The 22,365-nt window shown below is 32.7% G+C and carries 22 protein-coding genes; 7 read left to right on the top strand and 15 right to left on the bottom strand.

Features of this window, described 5'->3' with window-relative positions:
* Positions 1–290: 290 nt before the first annotated feature.
* The 4 genes from C8C85_RS16325 (at position 291) to C8C85_RS16310 (ending at position 3,609) form a co-directional block, all read left to right on the top strand.
* Positions 291–1,277 carry a hypothetical protein gene (locus C8C85_RS16325; RefSeq protein ID WP_111410140.1) on the top strand — a complete coding sequence of 329 codons (987 nt, stop codon included), beginning with the start codon at positions 291–293 and terminating at the stop codon, positions 1,275–1,277.
* A 168-nt stretch (positions 1,278–1,445) separates the two neighbouring features.
* Entirely contained in the window at positions 1,446–1,955 is a 510-nt protein-coding gene (locus tag C8C85_RS16320; protein WP_111410139.1) for a hypothetical protein, read from the top strand.
* Between the two features lie 175 nt (positions 1,956–2,130).
* The gene (locus tag C8C85_RS16315) at positions 2,131–2,601 is read left to right on the top strand and encodes a hypothetical protein (RefSeq protein WP_111410138.1); all 471 of its coding nucleotides are present in this window, start codon (positions 2,131–2,133) and stop codon (positions 2,599–2,601) included.
* Positions 2,602–2,889: 288 nt separating this feature from the next.
* On the top strand, positions 2,890–3,609 hold the full coding sequence (locus C8C85_RS16310; protein ID WP_111410137.1) for a hypothetical protein: 720 nt from the start codon (positions 2,890–2,892) through the stop codon (positions 3,607–3,609).
* A gap of 171 nt (positions 3,610–3,780) precedes the next feature.
* Here C8C85_RS16310 and C8C85_RS16305 read toward each other — a convergent pair whose 3' ends face one another.
* Positions 3,781–4,044, bottom strand: coding sequence for a hypothetical protein (locus C8C85_RS16305; RefSeq protein ID WP_111410136.1), 264 nt, complete (start codon positions 4,042–4,044; stop codon positions 3,781–3,783).
* 500 nt (positions 4,045–4,544) lie between these two features.
* Here C8C85_RS16305 and C8C85_RS18490 point away from each other — a divergent pair, with 500 nt between their 5' ends.
* Positions 4,545–4,709, top strand: coding sequence for a hypothetical protein (locus tag C8C85_RS18490; protein ID WP_165818131.1), 165 nt, complete (start codon positions 4,545–4,547; stop codon positions 4,707–4,709).
* Positions 4,710–4,762: 53 nt separating this feature from the next.
* Here the strand turns inward: C8C85_RS18490 and C8C85_RS16300 are convergent, their stop codons facing one another.
* The 12 genes from C8C85_RS16300 to C8C85_RS16245 all read right to left on the bottom strand — a co-directional run bounded on the left by C8C85_RS16300 (position 4,763) and on the right by C8C85_RS16245 (position 18,942).
* Positions 4,763–5,335 carry a hypothetical protein gene (locus C8C85_RS16300; protein ID WP_111410135.1) on the bottom strand — a complete coding sequence of 191 codons (573 nt, stop codon included), beginning with the start codon at positions 5,333–5,335 and terminating at the stop codon, positions 4,763–4,765.
* Positions 5,336–5,408: 73 nt separating this feature from the next.
* Positions 5,409–5,981, bottom strand: a complete 573-nt coding sequence (locus C8C85_RS16295; RefSeq protein WP_111410134.1) for a Crp/Fnr family transcriptional regulator — start codon at positions 5,979–5,981, stop codon at positions 5,409–5,411.
* A 21-nt stretch (positions 5,982–6,002) separates the two neighbouring features.
* Complete coding sequence (locus tag C8C85_RS16290; protein WP_111410133.1) at positions 6,003–6,737, bottom strand: metallophosphoesterase family protein; 735 nt, start codon at positions 6,735–6,737, stop codon at positions 6,003–6,005.
* A 41-nt stretch (positions 6,738–6,778) separates the two neighbouring features.
* Positions 6,779–7,849 carry an ACR3 family arsenite efflux transporter gene (gene arsB / locus C8C85_RS16285; RefSeq protein ID WP_111410132.1) on the bottom strand — a complete coding sequence of 357 codons (1,071 nt, stop codon included), beginning with the start codon at positions 7,847–7,849 and terminating at the stop codon, positions 6,779–6,781.
* 5 nt (positions 7,850–7,854) lie between these two features.
* A complete protein-coding gene (locus tag C8C85_RS16280; protein ID WP_111410131.1) occupies positions 7,855–8,484 on the bottom strand; it encodes a low molecular weight phosphatase family protein in 630 nt (209 codons plus the stop codon).
* 27 nt (positions 8,485–8,511) lie between these two features.
* Positions 8,512–8,982 (bottom strand): DUF6428 family protein, encoded by a 471-nt coding sequence (locus C8C85_RS16275; protein ID WP_111410130.1) that lies wholly within the window; start codon positions 8,980–8,982, stop codon positions 8,512–8,514.
* A gap of 19 nt (positions 8,983–9,001) precedes the next feature.
* Entirely contained in the window at positions 9,002–9,334 is a 333-nt protein-coding gene (locus tag C8C85_RS16270; protein WP_111410129.1) for an ArsR/SmtB family transcription factor, read from the bottom strand.
* Positions 9,335–9,648: 314 nt separating this feature from the next.
* The gene (locus C8C85_RS16265) at positions 9,649–10,515 is read right to left on the bottom strand and encodes a DUF3943 domain-containing protein (protein ID WP_111410128.1); all 867 of its coding nucleotides are present in this window, start codon (positions 10,513–10,515) and stop codon (positions 9,649–9,651) included.
* A gap of 287 nt (positions 10,516–10,802) precedes the next feature.
* Positions 10,803–12,830, bottom strand: coding sequence for a heavy metal translocating P-type ATPase (locus tag C8C85_RS16260; RefSeq protein ID WP_111410127.1), 2,028 nt, complete (start codon positions 12,828–12,830; stop codon positions 10,803–10,805).
* 93 nt (positions 12,831–12,923) lie between these two features.
* Positions 12,924–14,156, bottom strand: a complete 1,233-nt coding sequence (locus C8C85_RS16255) for an efflux RND transporter periplasmic adaptor subunit (RefSeq protein ID WP_111410126.1) — start codon at positions 14,154–14,156, stop codon at positions 12,924–12,926.
* Positions 14,157–14,168: 12 nt separating this feature from the next.
* A complete protein-coding gene (locus C8C85_RS16250; protein WP_111410125.1) occupies positions 14,169–18,479 on the bottom strand; it encodes a CusA/CzcA family heavy metal efflux RND transporter in 4,311 nt (1,436 codons plus the stop codon).
* Positions 18,480–18,624: 145 nt separating this feature from the next.
* A complete protein-coding gene (locus C8C85_RS16245) occupies positions 18,625–18,942 on the bottom strand; it encodes a DUF6660 family protein (RefSeq protein ID WP_165818130.1) in 318 nt (105 codons plus the stop codon).
* A 976-nt stretch (positions 18,943–19,918) separates the two neighbouring features.
* Between C8C85_RS16245 and C8C85_RS16240 the strand changes: the two genes are divergently transcribed.
* Positions 19,919–20,242 carry a helix-turn-helix domain-containing protein gene (locus C8C85_RS16240; protein WP_100844376.1) on the top strand — a complete coding sequence of 108 codons (324 nt, stop codon included), beginning with the start codon at positions 19,919–19,921 and terminating at the stop codon, positions 20,240–20,242.
* Between the two features lie 500 nt (positions 20,243–20,742).
* Complete coding sequence (locus C8C85_RS16235) at positions 20,743–21,027, top strand: DNA-binding protein (protein WP_207786943.1); 285 nt, start codon at positions 20,743–20,745, stop codon at positions 21,025–21,027.
* Positions 21,028–21,216: 189 nt separating this feature from the next.
* Here the strand turns inward: C8C85_RS16235 and C8C85_RS16230 are convergent, their stop codons facing one another.
* Positions 21,217–21,603, bottom strand: a complete 387-nt coding sequence (locus C8C85_RS16230) for a response regulator (protein WP_116798007.1) — start codon at positions 21,601–21,603, stop codon at positions 21,217–21,219.
* Between the two features lie 159 nt (positions 21,604–21,762).
* Positions 21,763–22,134: an NUDIX domain-containing protein gene (locus C8C85_RS16225; protein WP_116798006.1), complete on the bottom strand. Its 372-nt coding sequence runs from the start codon at positions 22,132–22,134 to the stop codon at positions 21,763–21,765.
* Positions 22,135–22,365 lie beyond the last annotated feature (231 nt).

Below are 22,365 nucleotides of genomic sequence, written 5' to 3'. Positions count from 1 at the left end.
ATTTGGTGGCACATTTGCAAAACCGCACACCCCCCCACTAAAGCCAAGTTTTGCAAAAGAGCCACCAAGCCAACGCACCAAGACAGGAGTAAAATAGGCAGACAACAACACGACAGAAAAGAAGGGCAGCACCTAACAGCACCTACCCAAAAGTGGCGGTTCAGTGGTTAAATCAAGCTTTGTGCATCTATCAAAGTTTGTGCTTGGCTGACAGTGAAGTGCTTCGTAATCGCCACCTTCGGGTAGCTTCAAACCGTTGTGAGCAAGCTAAAGAAAAACCTAACTAATAAATGAAAAACCTAATATATTATCCAAATTTTGAATCTAGTGATTTAAATTGGCTCAAGTTTGCACTTTTGTATATAGACAACTTTAGTCCAATAATTCCAGACACTGGAATAGATTTTCTATCAGAATTATATAAAAAATTGCAATCTGAAACAGATTTATTGAATTTACAAAGACTTGGCGTTGGAGCTGGAATGAGAGCAACAAACAAAGCAATTGATTATGTAACTAAAGTTTTGGAAAATCCTCATTCATTTGCTGATGAATTACATTCACCAAATATTGTTAGAAATTGGATGAATAAAGAACAACAAACCTATACCCTATTTGACGAAAAATATGTTTCGAATTGGAAATGGTTTTGTCAACAAAACGGATTAGCAAAAGATTCTAAATACGGAATTGATATTTCCAAAAGTTTAGGTGAAGTATATATGACTTTTTTAGCTCAAGAAGAAGCTTACGAAAAAGAGGCTTCACCAATAACTGACAACAGATATTTAGATAATTTATCTATGACAATAAGGTCAAAAGATGTCGCTAATGACAATAAAATAGAAGTTGCTAAAAGCATAATTCAATATAATTTACCATTAGACTTTTCTAAAATTAGTATTGATAAAGTAATTGAAATAAGAAACAAACCTGATTTTAAAGTCAAACGGTCTACTTTTCAAAGTGAATTGGATAAAATATATGATAAAATTGGAAAAGGTATAAGTCCGAATGAGTTTAGTGATTCTTATAAAAAAAACTTTGCGGATTGGTCAGGAGAATTAACAGAATATGGCATTGAAACTGTTGCTTGTGGATTATCTGCATATATCCTTTTAGAAAATGCTAATGCAACCAACTTAGAATATATAAAAGAAGCTTTAGAAGTAGGTTTAGTAATATGTGCTGGAAAAAACATAGTTAAGAATATTAATAACAATCACGAAAGAAAATACTGCAGACAATATTTAACTGAATTACAGTCCATAAAATAGCCAGCTCACAACAGCCACTCCTATGATTTGGGCATTTGGCTTAATAGAAAGTTGGTCTTGTATTTGGGATGATTTGGCAAATCCGAAGAATGGGCTTAATTTAGTCCCAAACCCGCTAGTGCCAAGACGTGCGATATTTTGTGACAATAATGCTTAAAAAGAAACTAAATGATTATAAAGCCGAAAGTTGACAATGATGAAATTATTGCTCTCGCAGAACAAAAACTTTCTATCGATAAAAAAATTACGGAGATTATAAAAGAAGAAAACTTGGGATTTAGTTACAAAAAACTAATTGCAGATCTCGGAGAATATCATGCCAAGAAAAACGTAGAATATTTCTTTGAAAAACTAGAATTTTCAAAAAATCGCGTTAGTGAGTGCGATCTAAATGGAATATTGAAAGATGAGTTTTCTAACAAATGGGAATTACCAAAATCTGTTGGTGTAGAAGTAAAAACTCGTTATTGGCAAAAAGGAGCGCCACATTTAGGAAATGTAAAGACTTGCAATTTTGACTTGTTAGTTTTTGTTTCGTTAAACGAAGATTATTCAATTCATTATATATCTATGGTGAAGAGTTCTGAACTAAAAGTTACCGGTAATCAAAAAGTAATTTATAGAGCTAATATTGAACCTGTATTTGCAACGAGTGAAAAATTTGTTGCGCATAAATAAAACATCCTACAACAGCTACAACGGATTTGGGCATTTGGCTTAATAAGGTGTTGGTTTTGTATTTGGTATGATTGGGCAAATCCGAAGAATGGGCTTATTTTAACACAAACTTACTGATTACCAGAACCTAATATATAATTTCAATAAAAAAAACTAAAAAAAGAGATCCTAATTTATGGAAGAGAAAATCCAACAAATTTTAGGTAAGAAATGGAAGCCACTTCTTGAAAATTGTAAAAATATTGAAGATGGAAATTATCCTGGAATATATCTTTTAGCATTTTCTGACAGAAATCTTGAGGGAGAAGTAGTTAAACCCAGTGACATTTTTTATGTAGGTATGAGTAATGCTAGAAAAGGATTGACAAGCCGAGTTCAGCAATTTATTAATGGTATAGAAAAAAACGGTAGTCATAGTGCTGGAATGCGTTTTTACAAAGAAAATTCAAAAGGGATTGCATTTTCAGAATGTAATCATCTTGAAAAATTTTATATAATCAGTTCAACTTTTAAATGTGATGTGAACAAACTTAGTCGAACTCCGAACGATTTAAGAATTATGGGAGATATATGTCGATTAGAATATTACTTATTAGCATATATAAAAGAAGTAACAAATACGGAACCTAATTTGAATAAGAAATAAAAAAAACTGTGCATACAGCTGCTAACTTAATGTAAAGCTGGTTCTGTATTTGGAATGATTTGCTTCTTCAATTCGCGATCAGGTGAAAAATACACCGAATGGGCTTACTTTAGTCCCAAAGCCTACAGCTAAAAGTCAGACTGTAAAAAATCAACTTTAAATTCAGAAAGTATTTGCAAAGCTACCAAAGAAAAAAACTCAATTATAGTATTCTCACGAGGTTTGTGTTTTTTTTTAAAACAGACTGATTTTGTGTATAATTGCAAAAAAAACAACTAAAATATAAATATGGATTTTTTTGAAAAATCAGTTATTGAACTACAAAAACAGAGACCAATATTTCATTCTGAAGATGATTTAAAATTAGCTTTAGCATTTAAAATTAAAGAAATTAATCCTGAGTTTGAAATTCGTCTCGAAAGACCTGTAGAATTAGAAATGGTAAATAGAAATGGTATGAAAACAACTGTTAGGGCTCCAATAGATATAATAGTTATCGATACATATGGCAATTATTATCCTATCGAATTAAAATACAAAACGAAAAAAACAAACACTTTGTTTAATGAAGAAAATTACATTTTAACGGAGCATGGAGCTGCCGATGTTGGAAGATTTAGTTTTAGAAAAGATATCTTTAGAATTGAAAATTATAAGTTAAAGAATTTGAATTATAAATGCGGGTATGTATTTATTTTAACAAATGATAAATCCTATTTTGAAAAAAATGTTTTTGAAAAAGAAAATATTGATAAACATTTTTCCTTTCATAATGGGGTTCTTCTTAATCGTATTGATTCAAGTTGGAATTATAGTAAAATTGATAAAACGAAATTCACATTAAACGAAAATAATATTTGGTGTAACATTCAATCAAAAGAACACTGGACATGCAAAAAACAACATTTTTATAAATTGGATTTATTAAAAGATTATAAAATAACTTGGAAAAATTTTTCAATAGTTGAGAAAACAAACTTTAAATATTGCCTTATAAAAATAGAATAATTAAAGCAATAATGCACAATATCTGTTATAACGGATTTGAGCAGTAGACTTAATGAAAAATTGGTTTTGTACTTGAAAATAGTTTAACCGAAAGTTTAGGCTTTAGTAATCTATCATATTATGGAGTGTAGCTGGCAAAAAATCTGTGTTGAACGAAATCGATTACAAGTTCTACTCATGCGACTTGATCTCTTTAATCATACGCTCAATTTCTGCCTGCTGCTGTTTCATTTTTTCATCATATTCCTTTTGTCTTCTTTCGGACTTGACTTCAAGCTGATACAGTTCTTTGTCTATCTCAAGACGTTTTTTCTCTACAATTAAAATCTCATATCGATTATAAACTAAGAGAGATAATAAAAATATAATAATGCAGAAATAAAAACGATATTCCTGTAGTATGTATTTTAGCGTTTCAATTGTTCTTGATAACATATTATACTATTTTAAAAATGTTCTTTTGAAAAAACTCCTATATCAAGGTAAATATACTACAAATTACAAAAAAATGTCACTCCTTTTTAACTTCTATTTTAAGATTATACACGGAAGAATATAATTACCCATCAAGAATACAAATTTACCTATCGAAGATGAATGTTTTCATATTTACTGCATACAAATCTTCTATTACTCAAAAGATTAATTTTGATTTTTAACTTATCATTAGCACACAACAAACATCTTATTATCAATACATTATGACTAAACATTGACTATTATACTTATCTTTATGACATCTAAATTCTCATGATTACTGATTGCTAAGAATAAAAAAACTATACTACTCAAAAATGAAAAGTAACCGCTAAAATAAGACCGCTCCCCAAGCCACACTCCTAAATGAAGAGCTTTATTAAATTGAGAACGAAACAACTTATTTAGTTTCGTTTAATACTTGACAAAATATACTATTACGCTTAAATACAAATATTATGCAAATCAACTGGCTAATATTATCGATAGTCTTTATTGGTGCTATTCTATTAATTATAGCACTAATAAAGCAAAACATAAAAGATGAAAAAAAATTGGAACGGGAATTAAACTACTTTAAAAAACCCGATGAAGAAGAGCTAAATGATGAGAAGTACTTATGATACTTAAATCATTCCAGACTGTGATTGTATAGGAGCTATCTCTTTTAAAAAGATCAACAACATTGAATTTTGGCTCTTAAGTTATCCCAAACATATCTTGTTTTTGGTATGCATAAAAATAGATGTAGAAGTGCAATTAGAATAGCACCTGGCAAAAGATTAATTACTATTGCATCAAAAATTTGATAGTTTTGATATTGGTCAAAATTAGATAAAATTGCTATTTTATCATTTTTAACATTTACCTTAATGGATAGAAAAACTGCAATTGAAGCAAAATGGAATCCATTGACAAATAGATGAAGTATATATTCCCAGCGTGGAAGTCCTCCCATAAATTCCCTACTGTCTTTTTCTATAAAAGCATCAACTGCCATAACAAAAATATCAAGAGCTACAATTGTCAAACCAATTATAAAACTCATAATACAGTCCTGTTTTAAGAATAAGAAATATAGAATTGCAGGAAATAAGACTGCTCTTATGGTATGTGTGTAATGTTCTGCTTTACTTTCAGATTGATTGTGAAGCTTATACTTGAAAATATGTAGATAAAAACCGTCATAGAGAGCCAGAATTGAAAATAGTATTAGTGAAATAGATGTAATGACAATTGCTGTTTCCATTTGTTTTTGATTTTATTATAAAGCAAAAGTAATGGACAGCGATTATATCTTTGAGGACATTTGTCCTCAAATGTTATTGTGTAACTTCTTTTCTAATCCGACTGAGTGTTCTGCGGGTTACGCCAAGATAAGTGGCAATATCCGCTATAGATGCTTTGTTTAAAATAGATGGCTGTTCTTTGAGCAGACGTAAATACTTCTCTTTTGCCGTTTCATTGCATAGAACACTAGCATATTGTTCCATTACAATATATTGTCTTTCTGCTATTGTTCTTCCGATTTTCTGCCAAACCACGCTTTGCTGGTATAGATTCTGTAAATCAGCGTAATCAATAACTAAAAGCTCAGTATCTTCAATGGCTTGAATAGCAAGTTCTGAAGGTTGTTGTAAAATGAAACTTTTATATGAAGTCGTCAAGCTATTCTCAATGCAAAAACAAGACGTTACCTCCTCGGCATTTTCATTTAAATAATATGTTCTAAGCGTTCCTTTCTTTATAAAAGCAACCTGTTGGCATATTTTTCCGGGTAATACAAAATAGCTGTTTTTAGCTAAATGCTGACTTTGAAAATACTTAATTGTATTTTCAAAGTCAGCATCGCTAATATTGGTAATAGTACGCAAAAACATTTTTAAGCTTTCCATGCTAATTTTATATGGGTAAAGTTAGTATGCCTCTCTTAACATTTGCGCATAACTATTTGGCAATTCACTATCTTCAATGGCTTTAGCTACTTTTTCAATATCATATGCCACTCGGACAAATTCTACTTCTATGCTCTCTTTTTTTGAAAAATCACTGTCTTTATTTATGGTGATTACTGCATAGCAACATTTTGGATTTCCATCTTTGGGCTTACCCACAGATCCAACATTAATAGCATGAAAATAACCGCCTAATTTATCGGGATTTTTCATTACCCGATGATAGGGCTTGTGGGAATGTCCACAAAGAATGACATCAGCTCCACTATCGAGGAAAATATCAGTGAAGTCTTTTTCATCCTTATCTTCAAGTAAGTATTCCCTATTGCTGTAAGGACTACCATGCACCATTAATATCATAATCAGTTTATTAATAACTTGATATTCCAATTTTATATGTGCCGGTAGCGTTGAAAGGTACTCTATTTGCTCTTTACCAACGATTTGATACGCATAACTATCAGAATCTTTTGATGCCATACTATGTATATCCACAGCTTTTACGTCATGATTGCCTTCCAGAGTAGGTATATGCCTCTTACGGATTTCATTGATGACCTCATTTGGCCATAAATTATAACCGACCAAATCCCCTAAGCAATAAACTGCATCAATATTCTGTTGTTCTATGCTTTTTAATGTTTCTTCCAATGCAGGGAAATTGGCATGAATATCTGATATTATTGCAATTCTCATGTTATACTGTTAAGACAATTATTTATTCACTTTAAAAAAAATTATGCTTTTACAGTATAGTATTTCCTTCTAAACCAAAAAGCAACATTTACTAATGCAATAAGTGCAGGCACTTCAACTAATGGTCCAATTACACCAGCAAAGGCTTGACCGCTATTAATTCCAAAAACTCCGATTGCAACTGCAATGGCCAATTCGAAGTTGTTTCCTGTAGCGGTAAAAGCAATAGCTGTAGATTTTGAATAATCTGCACCAAAATATTTCCCGATGAAAAAACTAATGACAAACATTATTACAAAATAGATAACTAATGGAATGGCTATTCGCACTACATCCATAGGTATTTGTATAATCAATTCTCCCTTGAGGCTGAACATTAAAATGATGGTAAACAACAATGATATTAATGTTATTGGCGAAATAAAAGGAACATATTTGGTCTCAAACCATTCGGCTCCTTTAAGAGCAATTAAAGCGTAACGGCTTATAATTCCAAGTGCAAAAGGGATTCCTAAATAAATACCTACACTTTCAGCAATTTGTCCAATGCTGATGTTAACTTCAAAACCAGTATATCCAAAATAAGGAGGCAAAATTGTAATGAAAACATAGGCATAAACACTGTAAAGCAATACCTGAAAAATACTGTTCAAGGCAATCAAACCTGCTGCATATTCTCTATTTCCGTCGGCTAAATCATTCCAAACGACAACCATAGCGATACAACGTGCCAATCCAATAAGGATAACACCAATCATATATTCCGGATAACCGTTAAGAAACAATAATGCCAAAGAAAACATTAATATTGGACCAACAATCCAATTTAGAAATAATGAGGCGCCCAACACTTTTGTGTTTTTGAATACTTCTCCCATTTGCTCATATTTTACCTTTGCTAATGGAGGATACATCATCAGGATTAATCCGATGGCCAATGGAATATTAGTCGTACCACTTGAAAAGGAGTTGATAAAACCGCTACTTGATGGAATTAAATAACCTATTGAAACTCCAATTGCCATTGCCAAGAATATCCAGAGCGTAAGATAACTATCTAAAAAACTTAATTTTTTTCGCCCCACAACCGGAGCACAATTATTTGCTGACATACTTATTATTTAATTTGTGAAAAAACGTAAAACATTTCGGTTGCTATCTGCAAACTTCTCTCTTCATACTTTTCTTCTTGTTGAGGTGTATTGTCAAATGCTTTTGGATCTTCAAAAGTGATTGGAATACGCTTTTCAGCTCCGGCAATAAAAGGACAACCTCCATCGGCTTGTGAACAGGTCATAATGGCAACAAATTCATCTTGCGGATTAAAATCGTCATCATAAGTTTTAGAAAAGCCAATAATCGGATGCTCATTCTCAGCATATTTTATAGTATATATTGGATTGCTTCCTTCTGCAATAGTTTTTATTTCAAACCCTTGTTTAGTAAGTGTTTTAGATACCATAGGAAACATAGCTGTCGCTTCAGTACCGCCAGAATAACAAAATACATTTTTTATATCATAATATGCAGCAGCTGTTTGTGCCCAGACTTGAGACAAATGGCTTCTTCTTGAATTGTGAGTACAAATTAAGTTTAGTCTTATTTCTTGTTGATTAGTCGCTTTACCTTGTATATAATCTACAAGTGGCTGCAAAATAATTTTACGTTCTGCAGTAATGCTTTCGAAATTAAAAGTATTGATCACAGCTGCAATCTCAGTAAAAACGTTTGTTTTGGTTAAGGTCATTATTATATCAATTTTTATAGTTTAACATTAGCAACAGCTTCCACCGGGAGTACAACAACTAGCTTCATTATTCATATCGGATAATCTCACTTTTGGCTTTTCTGATGGAATGCCACATTGGTCTTGAGCCAAACAAGCCGTTTTCTTGTCTAATAAAACAAAATCATTTCCGTTGAAATCCAAATCGTATTTACCGATGGTTTGTGCCTGATATTCCACTTCGATTTCAAAATCTTCTATCCCCAGCACTTTCTCCGATAACTCAATGATATTGAGTAATTTTTGAGGTTTCAATCGATGTTCAAAATCGTTGGCATCCCATAATTGGAAGTTGACCACAGTTTCTTTTCGAACTGTTCCTCCGCAATCAATAAAGTTTTTGGTAATTAAACCTACTTCGGTTACATGAAAATGTTCCGGTACTGAAGTTCCGTCATCCAAGATGAAGTTTACAGCTTCAACCGATTTCAAGATGTTTTTTACTTGTGATAGTTTCATAATATTTTAATTTAAAAATTTAACAACAGTCGTTTTTCTTTTTATCCAAATGTTTTGTGATGTCTTGGAAGAAACCTTTTATTTGTTCAAAACCCGGTTCGTTGATACAATAGCAAATTGAATTTCCTTCAAAGTTTCCCTTGATTATCCCAGCATTTTTTAGCTCTTTTAAGTGTTGTGAAACCGTAGGTTGTGCCAATGGCAACTCATTTACAATATCTCCACAGATACAAGAGTCCACTTTGAGTAAATATTCAATAATAGCGATACGCGCAGGATGTCCTAATGCTTTGGCTAAAATGGCCAACTCATTTTGTTTATCTGTAAAGCTGTCTGTTTTTGTTGCCCCCATAGTATTATATTTATATTGCAATATTACGATATATTAATTATAAAAAAACAATATTTCATAACTTAACAATTTATTAATATAAATTAGGCTTTGCACTACAGATGAAAAAGCGAAATCTAAAGCTTTACCCAAGTCCTGCAAACCATATGGATATTATTGTAGAGGATCTAAAACTGCTCCGAAAAAGAATTAATTAATTAAAAGAGTGCTCAAATTTAGCGCTCTTACTTATAACATATTTCATGAAAAATTTGCATAATATATTATATTGCAGTCATGTTAAGTACCTTCAAAAAAAACAGCCAACTTGAACACTAAAAGCTTGCCGAAAAACTAAGTCCCCATGCGGTATTTTTTGTATATGGATTGAATCCTACAGGGGCAACATTTAGCTTTGTTTTGATCTTCTGCTTGTAGCCAAAACTATCCATTATAGTATTAAACGGATCCATAAAAAATAAAGACGTTTTGCCTAAGAATCGCGAATTTAAAACTCTGGAATCATTTTTAAGAATGCTTTTCTTCGCATAAAAAAATCCCTCACCCATTGCAGAACCAACAATAGGCGTAATAATTAAATCTTGCACTGAAGGAATCTCTGCAAAAGCTTCAACACCGTATTCCCAGAAGAAAGTTGACATTATAGCCGAATAAGTAAAGGATTCAAAGATATTAAAGCCACAACTACGAGCTGTCATATAGTACACCGCTCCAGCATAGGGATGGGTAACATAATTAAAAAAAAAGTTGTCACTATCTACTACAGGACCCGCTTTCACATTCTCTTTCCATTTGGTTGTAATTCCGTTTTTTCTCATTTCTTCTTTGTCCCATTTCGTTACGCTTTCAGGAAGCAACAATAAAACACCGTAAATAACAACAGTAGTACCTGCGAAAAGAGCGGTATTATATCCTAATTTTCTATAATCTTTTGTTGTAGGTGGATATACAAGGGAATCTTTAACATAAAAAGAAGAGTCTAATTGAAATGAATCCTCTTTGTCAAAAGGATAACTGTTAGTATTGTCATTTTCTAATTTATCAATACTAGAATTAAAAGTTAATAAAGAGTTGTCAAATGAGAATTGGTTAGTACTACTGGTGCTGATTTGTTGTGCAAATGTTGCAATTCCCATCAATGTAAAAAGTAAGCTGTAAATATTTTTCTTTGTTTGAATCATTGGTAATGTTAAAAATATTTTATTTAATATTGTTATCAGGTGTATATCTCAGATTTGACGTCTTTCAAATAGCATATAAAAATTTCCTGCTTAAATAGATTTATTTGAGCAGGAAAAAGTATTTATATGAATGCTATTATAGATCAACTCAATTTGTAAGTTTTTGAACCGTTATATCTGATTTTTTATTAATTATAGTTTGAATCCTTTTATTTTTTATTCGATTTGTTCTTTTCTTGAAATATTGAATGCTTCTCGTTGAAAAGAGCATTATTTTAATCGAATTTTTAAAACTTCATTCGTTGTATTCTAACTGCGTTTAAAATGGCAAGCAATGCTACACCTACATCTGCAAAAACGGCTTCCCACATTGTTGCCAGACCGCCAGCCCCAAGAACAAGAACAATCGCTTTTACTGCAAATGCCAGTCCAATGTTTTGATAAACTATTTGTTTGGTTTTTTTACCAATATTTATCGCTGTAAATATTTTATAAGGCTGGTCATTTTGTATTACAATATCAGCGGTCTCAATAGTGGCATCACTGCCTAAACCTCCCATTGCAATTCCTGCATCAGCAAGAGCAACGACAGGGGCATCGTTTACACCATCGCCCACAAAGGCAATTTTTAAGTTTTGAGATTTTAATTCCTCGACTTTTTCGACTTTGTTTTCAGGCAATAAATCACCATAAGCCTGATCTATATTTAACTCTTTGGCCACAGCATCAACAACAGCTTGTTTATCACCTGAAAGCATTACTGTTTTTACATTTATTTTATGCAAACTTTCGATAGCTTGTTTAGCATCTTCTTTGATTTCATCAGCAATGAGAAAGTAACCTGCATATTTTTGATTGATGGCAATAACGATTATTGTAAATGGCGTATTGTCAATTTCTGCATCGTAACTGATGTTGAATTTCTTCATCAATTTTACATTTCCCGCTAGAATTTCTTTTCCATCTACTTTCCCTTTTAGTCCATGTCCTGCGATTTCTTCCACATCGGTAACGTTTACATTTTTTTCAGCACCTTTTGCATATTCAATAATAGCAGTTCCAACAGGATGAGTAGATTTGGTTTCGAGTGCCGATGTATATTTTACTAAATCGGCTTCGGGAATATCAACGGCTACTACTTTTTGAACTTTGAAAACACCTTTGGTCAACGTTCCTGTTTTATCCATTACCACTACTTGAATGGATGCCATTATATCGAGAAAAGTAGAACCTTTGAATAAGATTCCGTTTTTACTGGCTGAACCAATTCCACCAAAGTATCCTAAAGGAATCGAAATTACTAACGCACAAGGACAAGAAATAACCAAGAAAACTAATGCTCTGTATAACCACTCTCTAAACACATAATTATCGACAAAAAGCATAGGTAACACACAAATTGCAATTGCTAAAAAAACAACTATAGGCGTATAAATTTTAGCAAACTTTCGGATGAATAGTTCTGTTGGTGCTTTTTTCGCTGTTGCATCCTGAACCATTTCCAAGATTTTTGAGAGCTTACTATCAGAATAGGCAGTTGTAACTTCCACCTGAACAACAGTATTTAGATTAATCATTCCGGCAAGAACAGTTTCTCCTTTTTGTTTCGTATCGGGTTTACTTTCACCCGTTAAAGCAGATGTATTCAAGGAAGCATTGTCAGAAAGTAATTTTCCGTCGAGAGCTAATTTTTCTCCAGGTTTTAATTGGATGATTTCGCCGATAGTAATTTCAGATGCTTTTTTATCAATAGTATTTCCATCTTTGATTACTGTAGCGGTATCAGGTCTTTGATCCAATAATAATTTGATGTTACTTTTTGCTCTTTGAACAGCTAATGTTTGAAATACTTCACCAACAGCATAAAATAACATAACAGCAACACCTTCGGGATATTCACCAATGGCAAATGCTCCAATAGTTGCAATTACCATTAATAAAAATTCTGAAAATATTTCGCCATTACGAATGCTTTCAAAAGCTTCTTTTATTACAGGAAAACCCACAGGTACATAAGCTACTCCATACCAAGCAATACGCACCCATCCTGTGAACCACGATTGAGGAAAATAGCTGTCAAAACCAATAGCAATGAGTAATAACGCAAAACTTATTATTGCTGGCAAGAACAATTGAAAAGTAGACTTTCCTTCGGTTGAATGATCATGGTCGTGTCCATCATCGTCCGAATGATTTTCAGGTTCATTGTGAGTTGTACAACAGCCAGTTCGTTTGTCGGTTTTGTGATTTATTTTTTCTTCCAATGTGCAACAAAGCTGTTTGCCGTTTGCATCGTATTTGTGTTGGTGTTTCATTTTTTTTGATTTATTAACCCATTAGGGTAATTAGTTTTTAAAATTTTAGTGAACTGCTATTTATAATAATTACACCAATGGGTTGTTTACTCTTTATTCTTCTCCCTTGTTGGTCAATTTTGCATTTACAAAGAATGCGCCTTTTGTTACAATTTTCGCATTAGTAGGAATCTCTTTTACCAATGTTATAGCGGTATATCCCATATTAGAAACGCCTATTGCCACTTCAATTTTTTCAAAATTTGTTGTCGGTTCCTTGCTTTTTGGTTCTTCGGATTTGTTTTCTTCTTCTTGTGGTTCTTCTTCCGCTTTTTTATCGGTTACAACGAAAATATATTCCTTTCCATCTGCACTTACAATGGCATCAGTAGGGACTGCGTCAGTAGTAACATTATTTAAACTTACAATTGCAGTTATATTCATTCCGTCTATCAGTCCCGTTTTATTCCCTTGAACAGTAGCGTGCACAGGAATACTTTTACTGTCATTCTCAAAGGCTGCACCTATTGAATACACTTTAGCATTGTAATCTTGTCCTGAGTTATTGGTAATTCTAAAATGTATAATTTGCCCCACCTTTAGCATAGGTAAATCTTTTTCGAAAATATTCAAATCCAAATGCAATTGTGAGTTGTCTACAATTTCGGCAACGGGTGAAGACACATCAACATAACTTCCAATTTTAGAAAACACATTGCTGATGGTGCCAGTTATTGGACTGGTCACTGACAATGCAGAACGCAAATTACTATTATTTAAACTATTTGGATTGATACCCATTAACTGGATTTGTTGTTGTAAAGAAGCGCGGCGAGTTCTAATTGATTTTAGTTCTGCATCTGCATTTTGATAGTTTTTTAGTGCCCCCGCATTCCCTGCATTGAGTTCTTTCTGTCTCGCTAATTCTTGTTCGGCAAAGACTATTTTACTGGAAGTACTCAAATATTCTTCCTGTAGTTGTATAAATTGCGGATTGGCGATTGTAGCAATTACTTGACCTTTTTTCACAAAATCACCTAACTGTACATTAATGGTTCTTATTACACCGCCGTACAGCGAAGTTGCATTGGCTTTGTTATTGTTAGGCACTCGCAATGCACCATTGGCTCTGAGTGTTGCCGTTAATTGTTTTTGTTCTATAGTCCCGAATTGTATGTCTACCGTTTTTATTTGCTCGGCTGTGAGTGATGCGATTGTAGGAGCAGCTTCTTCTGTTGTTGCTTTTTGTTCTTCTTCTGGCTTAGTTTCGGTCTTACCGCAAGAAACAAGCAAAAGACAAGAGGCAAATAACAAAAGGGGATTCTTATATACTTTTAAAGATTTCATTTTTTTTTTAATTTATTTATTTGTGAAATAATTGAATTCAATTATGGCGTGGTTGTAGGCATTTAGATTGTCTAAATAATTTTTCCGTATTTCGATGGCTTGACTCAAATACAATGAGAAATCAGCATAACTTGTTTCTCCAGCTCGGTAGGATTGGTTAGCGGCTTTGATAATTTCATCAGCTTGCTGCAAACCCAAAGTTTCATAAAATTGTAAACCAGATAAGCTTTTTTCCACTTCGGTTTGACGTTGAGTCAGGTCAGATTTAAGTATTTGCGTTTTGTATTGCAGTTGTTGTTCTTGTACTTCCTTTTCGGTTCTGGCGGCTTTTATTTTATTATGATTGGCACCGCTTCCGAATATTGGGAATAATGTTGAAAATGAAAAACCACTATACGGGTCATCTACACCATATAATTTCTGTGAAAAAATACGACCGGAAAATTCAGGTAAATTATTGCTTTTTTGAATAGCAATTTCACTATTGGCAATCGCTATGTTTTGTTGCAATAACAGAAGACTTGGATGATTTTCGGTTGAATTCTGCAAACCATATTCCAACTTTTCTAAAGATTTTGAAAGAGGCAAAATGGCTTCTGAGCTATTTAATAATTGCATTAGTACTTGCTGTTGCACTACCATTTCTTTTTGAAGCTGCGTGATGTTTGTTTCAATTTCTTTCAACTTCACGTTTGCTGAAATCTTCTCAATACCAGCGCTTTCTCCAGTTTTTACTTTTATGGTGGTCGTTTTTAGTAAGCCTGCATAAATAGTGTCTAATTGCTGATATAAAGCTGCCTTGTCTTGCAAATACCATAATTGGTAATAAACAGAACGGATGTTTTTTTTCAGCTCTGTATTGATTACTTCTTTGTTAACCTCGTAGTACTTGGTTTGCTCACTATAGTAATTCTTCTTGGCTTGGTTTACTTGCGGCATATAGAAAGCTTGTTGTAAACCAATTTTCCAAATACCGGTTTTATCCGAAGGGCGAAGATCTTCGTTCTCGACAAATATGCCAGTTTTAGGAAACTCCTTATTTCCTTTTATCAAAAGCTGGTTTTTTGTTATTTGTGACTGATTGATATTGTATTGCAAATTATCCTTTAGACCCAAATTCAAGACTTCATCGATAGATTTGCGTGATTGTGCCTGACCATTGCTGAATGAAAGAAACAGTCCGACAACTAAAATGGTTGTTATCGATTTTCCTTTTATTTTAATTTTTGTATTGAATATGATATATAGTAAAGGCAACACAAATAAAGTCAAAAATGTTGCTGAGAGCAGTCCGCCAATTACTACAGTTGCCAATGGTTTTTGCACCTCGGCACCTGCACTGTGTGACATTGCCATTGGTAAGAAACCTAATGAGGCAACGGTAGCCGTCATTAAAACGGGGCGCAGTCTGATTTTTGTTCCTTCAATAACGCGTTTGATAACGTCATCCCAGCCCTCTTTTTCGAGTTGGTTGAATGTACCTATAAGTACAATTCCATTCAATACAGCTACTCCAAACAATGCAATAAAACCTATTCCTGCTGAAATACTAAAAGGCATTCCGCGAAGGATTAATGCGAATACTCCTCCAATTGCACTCATTGGAATTGCAGAAAATATTAAACTGGCTTGTTTCATAGAATTGAATGTAAAGTACAAAAGCATAAAAATCAATAATAGGGAAATAGGAACTGCAATCATCAATCGATTAGACGCTTTTTGTAAGTTCTCAAATGTTCCTCCATAAGTAAAATAATAACCAGATGGTAATTTTACTTTTGTTGCTAATTTGTCTTGAATTTCTTTTACAACACTTTGTACATCTCTATCCTGTATATTGAAACCAATAACGATTCTACGTTTTCCAGCTTCTCTACTAATTTGCGCAGGGCCTAATTTAAAATCAACTTTTGCCACTTGTGATAATGGTATTTGATTTCCTGAAGGTGTCGGTATCAATAAATTATTCACGTCCTCAATACTTCTTCTTGATGTACTGTCCAACCGCACCACTAAATCAAATTTTCGCTCGTTTTCGTAAACTACACCTGCAGCTTTTCCTGCAAAAGCAGTACTTACAATACTATTTATGTCTTCTACATTTAGACCATAATTAGCAATTCGCAAACGGTCATATTCTATATTGATTTGTGGCAAACCATCTACTTGTTCTACTTGAGGAGATGAAACCCCTTTTACATTTACAATCACATTTTCGACTTTTTTTGCATATACGGAAAGGCTGTCCAAGTTTTCTCCAAATATTTTTATAGCGACATCTTGTTTGATTCCAGTCATTAATTCATTGAAACGCATTTGAATCGGTTGACTTTTTTCGATAAAAACACCAGGTATCACACTTAATTTTTCTTCTATTGCATCACCCAATTCATCATAAGTTCTACCTGATTTCCATTCGTCTTGCGGCTTTAGAATAATCATCATATCTGTTGCTCCAGGTGGCATTGGGTCAGTAGGTACTTCACCAGCTCCCGTTTTTCCCACTACAATTTTTACTTCGTCGAATTGTTTTGCAATTCTTGCGCCTTGCATCGAGGTTTCAATACTTTGGGATAAAGAAGTTTCGAGAGGCATTTTAAATTCAAACGCATAATCTCCTTCCGCTAAATTTGGGATAAACTCTCCGCCCATTTTGCTGAAAATAAAAAAGGTAACTAATAGTAATGCAACAGTAATTCCAACTATTTTGTATTTTATCTCAATAACCTTTACCAAAAGAGGCTCGTATTTTTTATACAAAAAGTCCATCATCTTGTCTGAAAATGTTTTTTTATGACTGATAAGCTTAGGTAAAAACAAGGCACTCATCATAGGAATATAGGTCAATGAAAGGATCATTGCTCCAATAATGGCAAACGAAACTGTTTTTGCCATTGGTCCAAACATTTTCCCTTCAATTCCCACTAAAGATAAAATAGGGAAATAAACAATCATGATAATGATTTGACCAAAAGCTGCACTACTCATCATTTTTTTAGCACTATATTCTACGGCGTGATCCATTTGTGGTTGGGTCAGCTTTACCTTAGTTTTATTGTGTTCTAAAAAATAGAGAGAAGCTTCCACTATAATTACGGCACCATCTACAATTAATCCAAAATCTATAGCTCCCAAACTCATTAGGTTTGCACTTACTCCAAAAACTTTCATCAATCCCAAAGCAAACAACATAGAAAGCGGTATAGCCGAAGCTACTATAAGTCCTGCACGAAGATTTCCAAGAAATAAAACCAATACAAAAATTACTATTAATGCTCCTTCGATTAGGTTTTTTTCAACCGTAGAAATGGCACGGTTTACAAAGGTGCTTCGATCAATAAATGGTTCAACGATTACATCATCAGGTAATGATTTTTGTATGACAATCATTTTGTCTTTTATTCTTTGTACGACTTCATTACTGTTTGCCCCTTTTAGCATCATCACAATACCACCAACTGCATCAACTTTTCCGTTATAAGTCATTGCTCCATAACGTACAGCACTGCCAAACTTTACATCGGCAACATCTTTTATAAAAATCGGAACGCTGTTTGGATTGCTTTTTACAACAATATTTTTTACATCTTCCAAAGAAGTGACTAATCCAACACCACGAATAAAGTAGGCACTTGGTTTTTTGTCAATGTATGCGCCACCTGTATTTTGATTGTTTTTTTCTAAAGCGTTGAAAATATCAGGAATAGTTACTCCCATTGCTTTTAAGCGATTTGGATTCACCCCAACTTCATATTGTTTTAATTTACCACCAAAACTATTTATTTCAGCAATTCCGGGAGTTCCGTTTAGTTGTCTTGCTACTATCCAATCTTGCATAGAACGCAAATCCATTGCCGAATATTTATTTTCACTTCCTTTTTTTGGATGTAAAATATATTGGTACACTTCGCCAAGTCCTGTACTAACGGGACCTAATTCGGGTGTTCCTATTCCTTGTGGTATTTGACTAATCGCTTCTTTAAGGCGTTCACTAATAAGTTGTCGTGCAAAATAAATATTGACATCATCATCAAAAACGACTGTGATTACTGATAAACCAAAGCGTGAAATACTTCGGGTTTCTTCCAAATCGGGAAGATTTGCAATACTTTGTTCTATTGGGAAAGTTACCAATTGTTCTACTTCCTGCCCTGCCAAAGTGGGGCAAAGCGTAATAATTTGTACTTGATTGTTTGTAATATCCGGTACTGCATCAATAGGTAATTTGGAAGCACTCCACCCTCCCCAAATGATCAAGAATAAAGTCATCAACCCAATGATGAATTTATTGTTTATACTAAAATGAATGATTTTGTTTAACACTATTTGTAATGATTAATGTTTAATAATAAATTATAATTCACGGTAATGATAAATTCAAATACTGCGAAATGATTAATGTAAAACAATAGCAAAATGAATGCGCATGGCATTTATTCACTTTATTTATTCATTAATCGATAAATTATTAAGCATTAATTTGAGGCGGTTGCCAAATGCTTCCGTAGAAATTGGAAGTGAAAATTGATTTGTATGCAGGTAGTTTTTTGTCAATTATGTTTTTGACGGCCAAAAAATTGTAATTACATATTGAATTGTATGCGAAACCTTGACAGCCACAACAGTTACAAATGCATAAAGGAGAACAGCTGTCTTTATCTTGGTGCTGTTTTGAACTATTGGTTATAGTTACTTTTACAGACGAAACGCCTTGTTCCTTGTCTGCACAAGGCATACAGGAAAGTACTACGATGATAATTGACAATATGATGTTTGTAAATTTCAAGACTGTAAAAATATGATTTTTATTTTTATAATTAATAAATTATTTATAATGATTATTAATTATTTGTAATATTTATTGTAGTAGTACCAATATTTTGCAGCAACTCCCAATAACAAAAGCAACAAAAGTAGTATTATCATTATAGTACGAATAACAGTGTAAACCGTTATTGGCTTTTTGGATTTAGGTTTAGGGTTGTTCGGTCTTTTTGTTTTTTGCATTGCCATTATTATATCTATAACTGTAATTAATTTAAATAAAGAAAACTTTGTAACTAACTCTATCAAGTAGAATTGTATTCTTTTAATCATCAAAAAAATTAAGCAATAATTTGTGGGGGCAGCCAAATACTCCCGAAGAAATTGGAAGTAATAATTGATTTGTATTCAGGAAGATTTTTATCAATTATAGTTTTAACCGAAAAGATATTATAAGAACAAATAGTGTTGTGAACGTAACCTTGACATCCACAGCAACTACAAACACATAAAGGGGAGCAAATATCTTTATTGTGATGTTGCTTTGAAGTATTGTTTATAGTCATTTTTTCAAACGATACATCTTGTTCCTTATCTGCACAAGGCATACAGGAAAGAATCAGAATTATAATTGACAATATGGTGTTTGTAAGTTTCAAGACTGTAAAAATAGTTTTTTTTTATTTTATGCTTTTGAAATTAAAAATTTTAAAATACTGAATAAGATAACTTAACAGTAACTAAAGATAAGAACAAATACTACTTGGAAATATTTTTCAATTTTTACAAATCTTCGATGCAATAGTTCAAATTTATTCGGATGGGGCTAATAAACCAAATATTAGAGCCAACATTTCTCCTTAATGGATTAGATTTCTTATAGTCCTATAACCTATAATGATTAGAAATTAAAAGCCAAACTCCCCTTTTTAAGGACATCTTATATCTTCAAAGTCGGTAATAAATACTTTTACATGAGATTTAAATAACCGATCACCATGAAGCCATTTACTTTTGACCAAATACCTATAATGATGAACAAAATTCATGATAAATTAGAGCATTTAGAAAAACTTATTGTAAGAATTTCCAATGTAGAAGAAAATAAAGAAGAAGTTCTAAACATTCAAGAAGCATCAAAACTTTTGGATCTATCGGTATCAACAATTTATAGTAAAGTGTGTAAAAGGGAAATCCCAGTTAATAAACAAGGTAAACGTATTTATTTTTATAGACATGAGTTAATGAAATGGATTAAGTCTGGTCGGGTAAAAACTTATTTAGAAATCCAAAACGATATTGAAAAAAGGTCAAAAATCTAATATTTAGATTTTTGACCTTTTTACTTTTTAACCTTCATGTGTAAGTACTCTAATCATATATTACTCAGCTTTTTTTATATCAATGATATAATCAATATTAAAAGTTTATAACTATTTTTGTGTAAACAACTCCTATGAGTTTATGTTATCTTGATAAGGATACTTTGTTTTGTTTTGCGATAGTTTGCTTTAAATTGTACCATAATTGTACCACTAAAGTTGAAAACCCTATTAAAATAAGGAATGTTATTTTCTGCATCGGAAAATAGCAAAACAAAACATCACAAAAAAACAACAAACAAACGAGTTAAAGTATTAATAAACAATATTTTAACTCGTTTTTTACTTCCTTTTCATCTTGGATAGTATGCGATATTTTGCTTAAATTTGTACGTCAATTGTACCTTGAGAATTTGAGGTACAAAAAATATTTTTTTTGGCCAAATTATGGCACATAGAGAAACACATAGTCACAGTGGGACACATAAAGTCACATTTCTATGAGTACAAACATTAGGATTGCCCGCATCTGGGAATTCTGCAGAAATGAATTCACAGCCAAAACAACAAAAACGCAGTATTGTTCGCTAAATCGCAGTAGCAAAGCCTGCAAGGCAAGAACAAGGCAGTCCAAAATTACAGAAAGCAATAAACAGACTGAAATCGCCCAAAATCCTAATCTTGAAATAGTGAAAACAAAAGATTTCATTAGCGTGAATCATGCCAGTCTTTTGTTTGGAATTAGTAGAAAAATAATTTACAGAATCTTTTACAGAGGAGTATAACACTAGCAAACTTCTTATGCAGGCTAATTTAATAGTATTGAGAACTGGGCAGTTCAGAAATCTTTTGGCAGCCGATAAAACGTTTCATTTCTCGTATAAATTCTCCGCTCTCCCCTACTTACACTCTAACTTTTAATAATACCCTTTCACAAATACTCTGTTTAATCTTTGCAGCTAGACATTAGAAATCTAAAATACTATCTTCGCAATACTATCCTTGCATAGAGGCTTTTCAATGTAACCCCGTACATTTTTGTTTTCATTTGCACGATCTTTATCGAGCTGGTCAGTCGAAGATGAAAGCATATAAATTTTTAGTCGCTCTTTTACATCAGTATCAAAACCCTCAAATTCTTCCAGGAAATCCCAACCTGAAAGTATAGGCATGTTAATATCAAGAAGTACTATTGTTGTCTTTCCAGGGGAATAGGTATAAATAGACTTGATAAATAAGAGTGCTTTCTCCGGATTGGTAAATGTTAACACATCTGCTTCAGGAAAAACGAGCTTAATTACTTTTCGGCATATAAGGTTGTTAACGGAGTCATCATCAACGACAATAAAATTTTTATTCATTTTAAAAGAGCTTATAAAGTTCATTTACAAATTTGTTTTTCAATCGGGCCTTTTAGTTTGATTAATAATCAAAACCAAACTTTCTAAGTAGTTGCAAAATAAAACCTCCCATTTTTTATTGATTTTCTCCAATGCTTCGTCCACTGTAAACCATTGCCCTTAGTCAATTTCAAGGAAACTGTGTATTGTTCCCGACTTTGGTGGCCATTCCATTTCAAAAGTATTACTCTCTATTGTATTTGTATCCATATCCTTTTCCAGAGCCCATGCATGAACTATTTTACCCAATTTTAATTTTACAGGAGAAAGTTCCACGAAACTTCCTTCTAATCGCGTTCCAGTTTCTTCCTCAAATTCTCTGATTGCGGAGTCAAATGCATTTTCTTCATCATTAAATTCCCCTTTTGGTATTGACCAATGTCCCCTGTCTTTATTTTTCCAGAAAGGGCCACTGGGATGTACTAGCAAGACAAACAATTGATTGCGAACTCTTTTATACAAAAGGATTCCAGCACTTTTCTTAAGCTTCATTTTTAAAAGGTCTTACTAATGAGTCTCACTTGTAGGATTAGGATTTTCTGTAATTTAATCTTTATAAGTGGCCATCACAATACCCACTTTCGGTGATATTTCATTTATAAAAAATCAAAACATAGTAGGACCTTGCAATACTCTTTCCGCTTCATCTATTTACAAAAATTTTCTGCATATAAGTATTCATTCTAAAATTCAACAAGTGATATTTCTATTCTATTCTTTATA

Origin of the sequence: Flavobacterium sp. 103 (assembly GCF_003096795.1) — a bacterium.
In the GTDB taxonomy this organism is placed as follows: Bacteria; Bacteroidota; Bacteroidia; order Flavobacteriales; family Flavobacteriaceae; genus Flavobacterium.
This window is presented reverse-complemented; position numbering and strand designations above follow the sequence as displayed.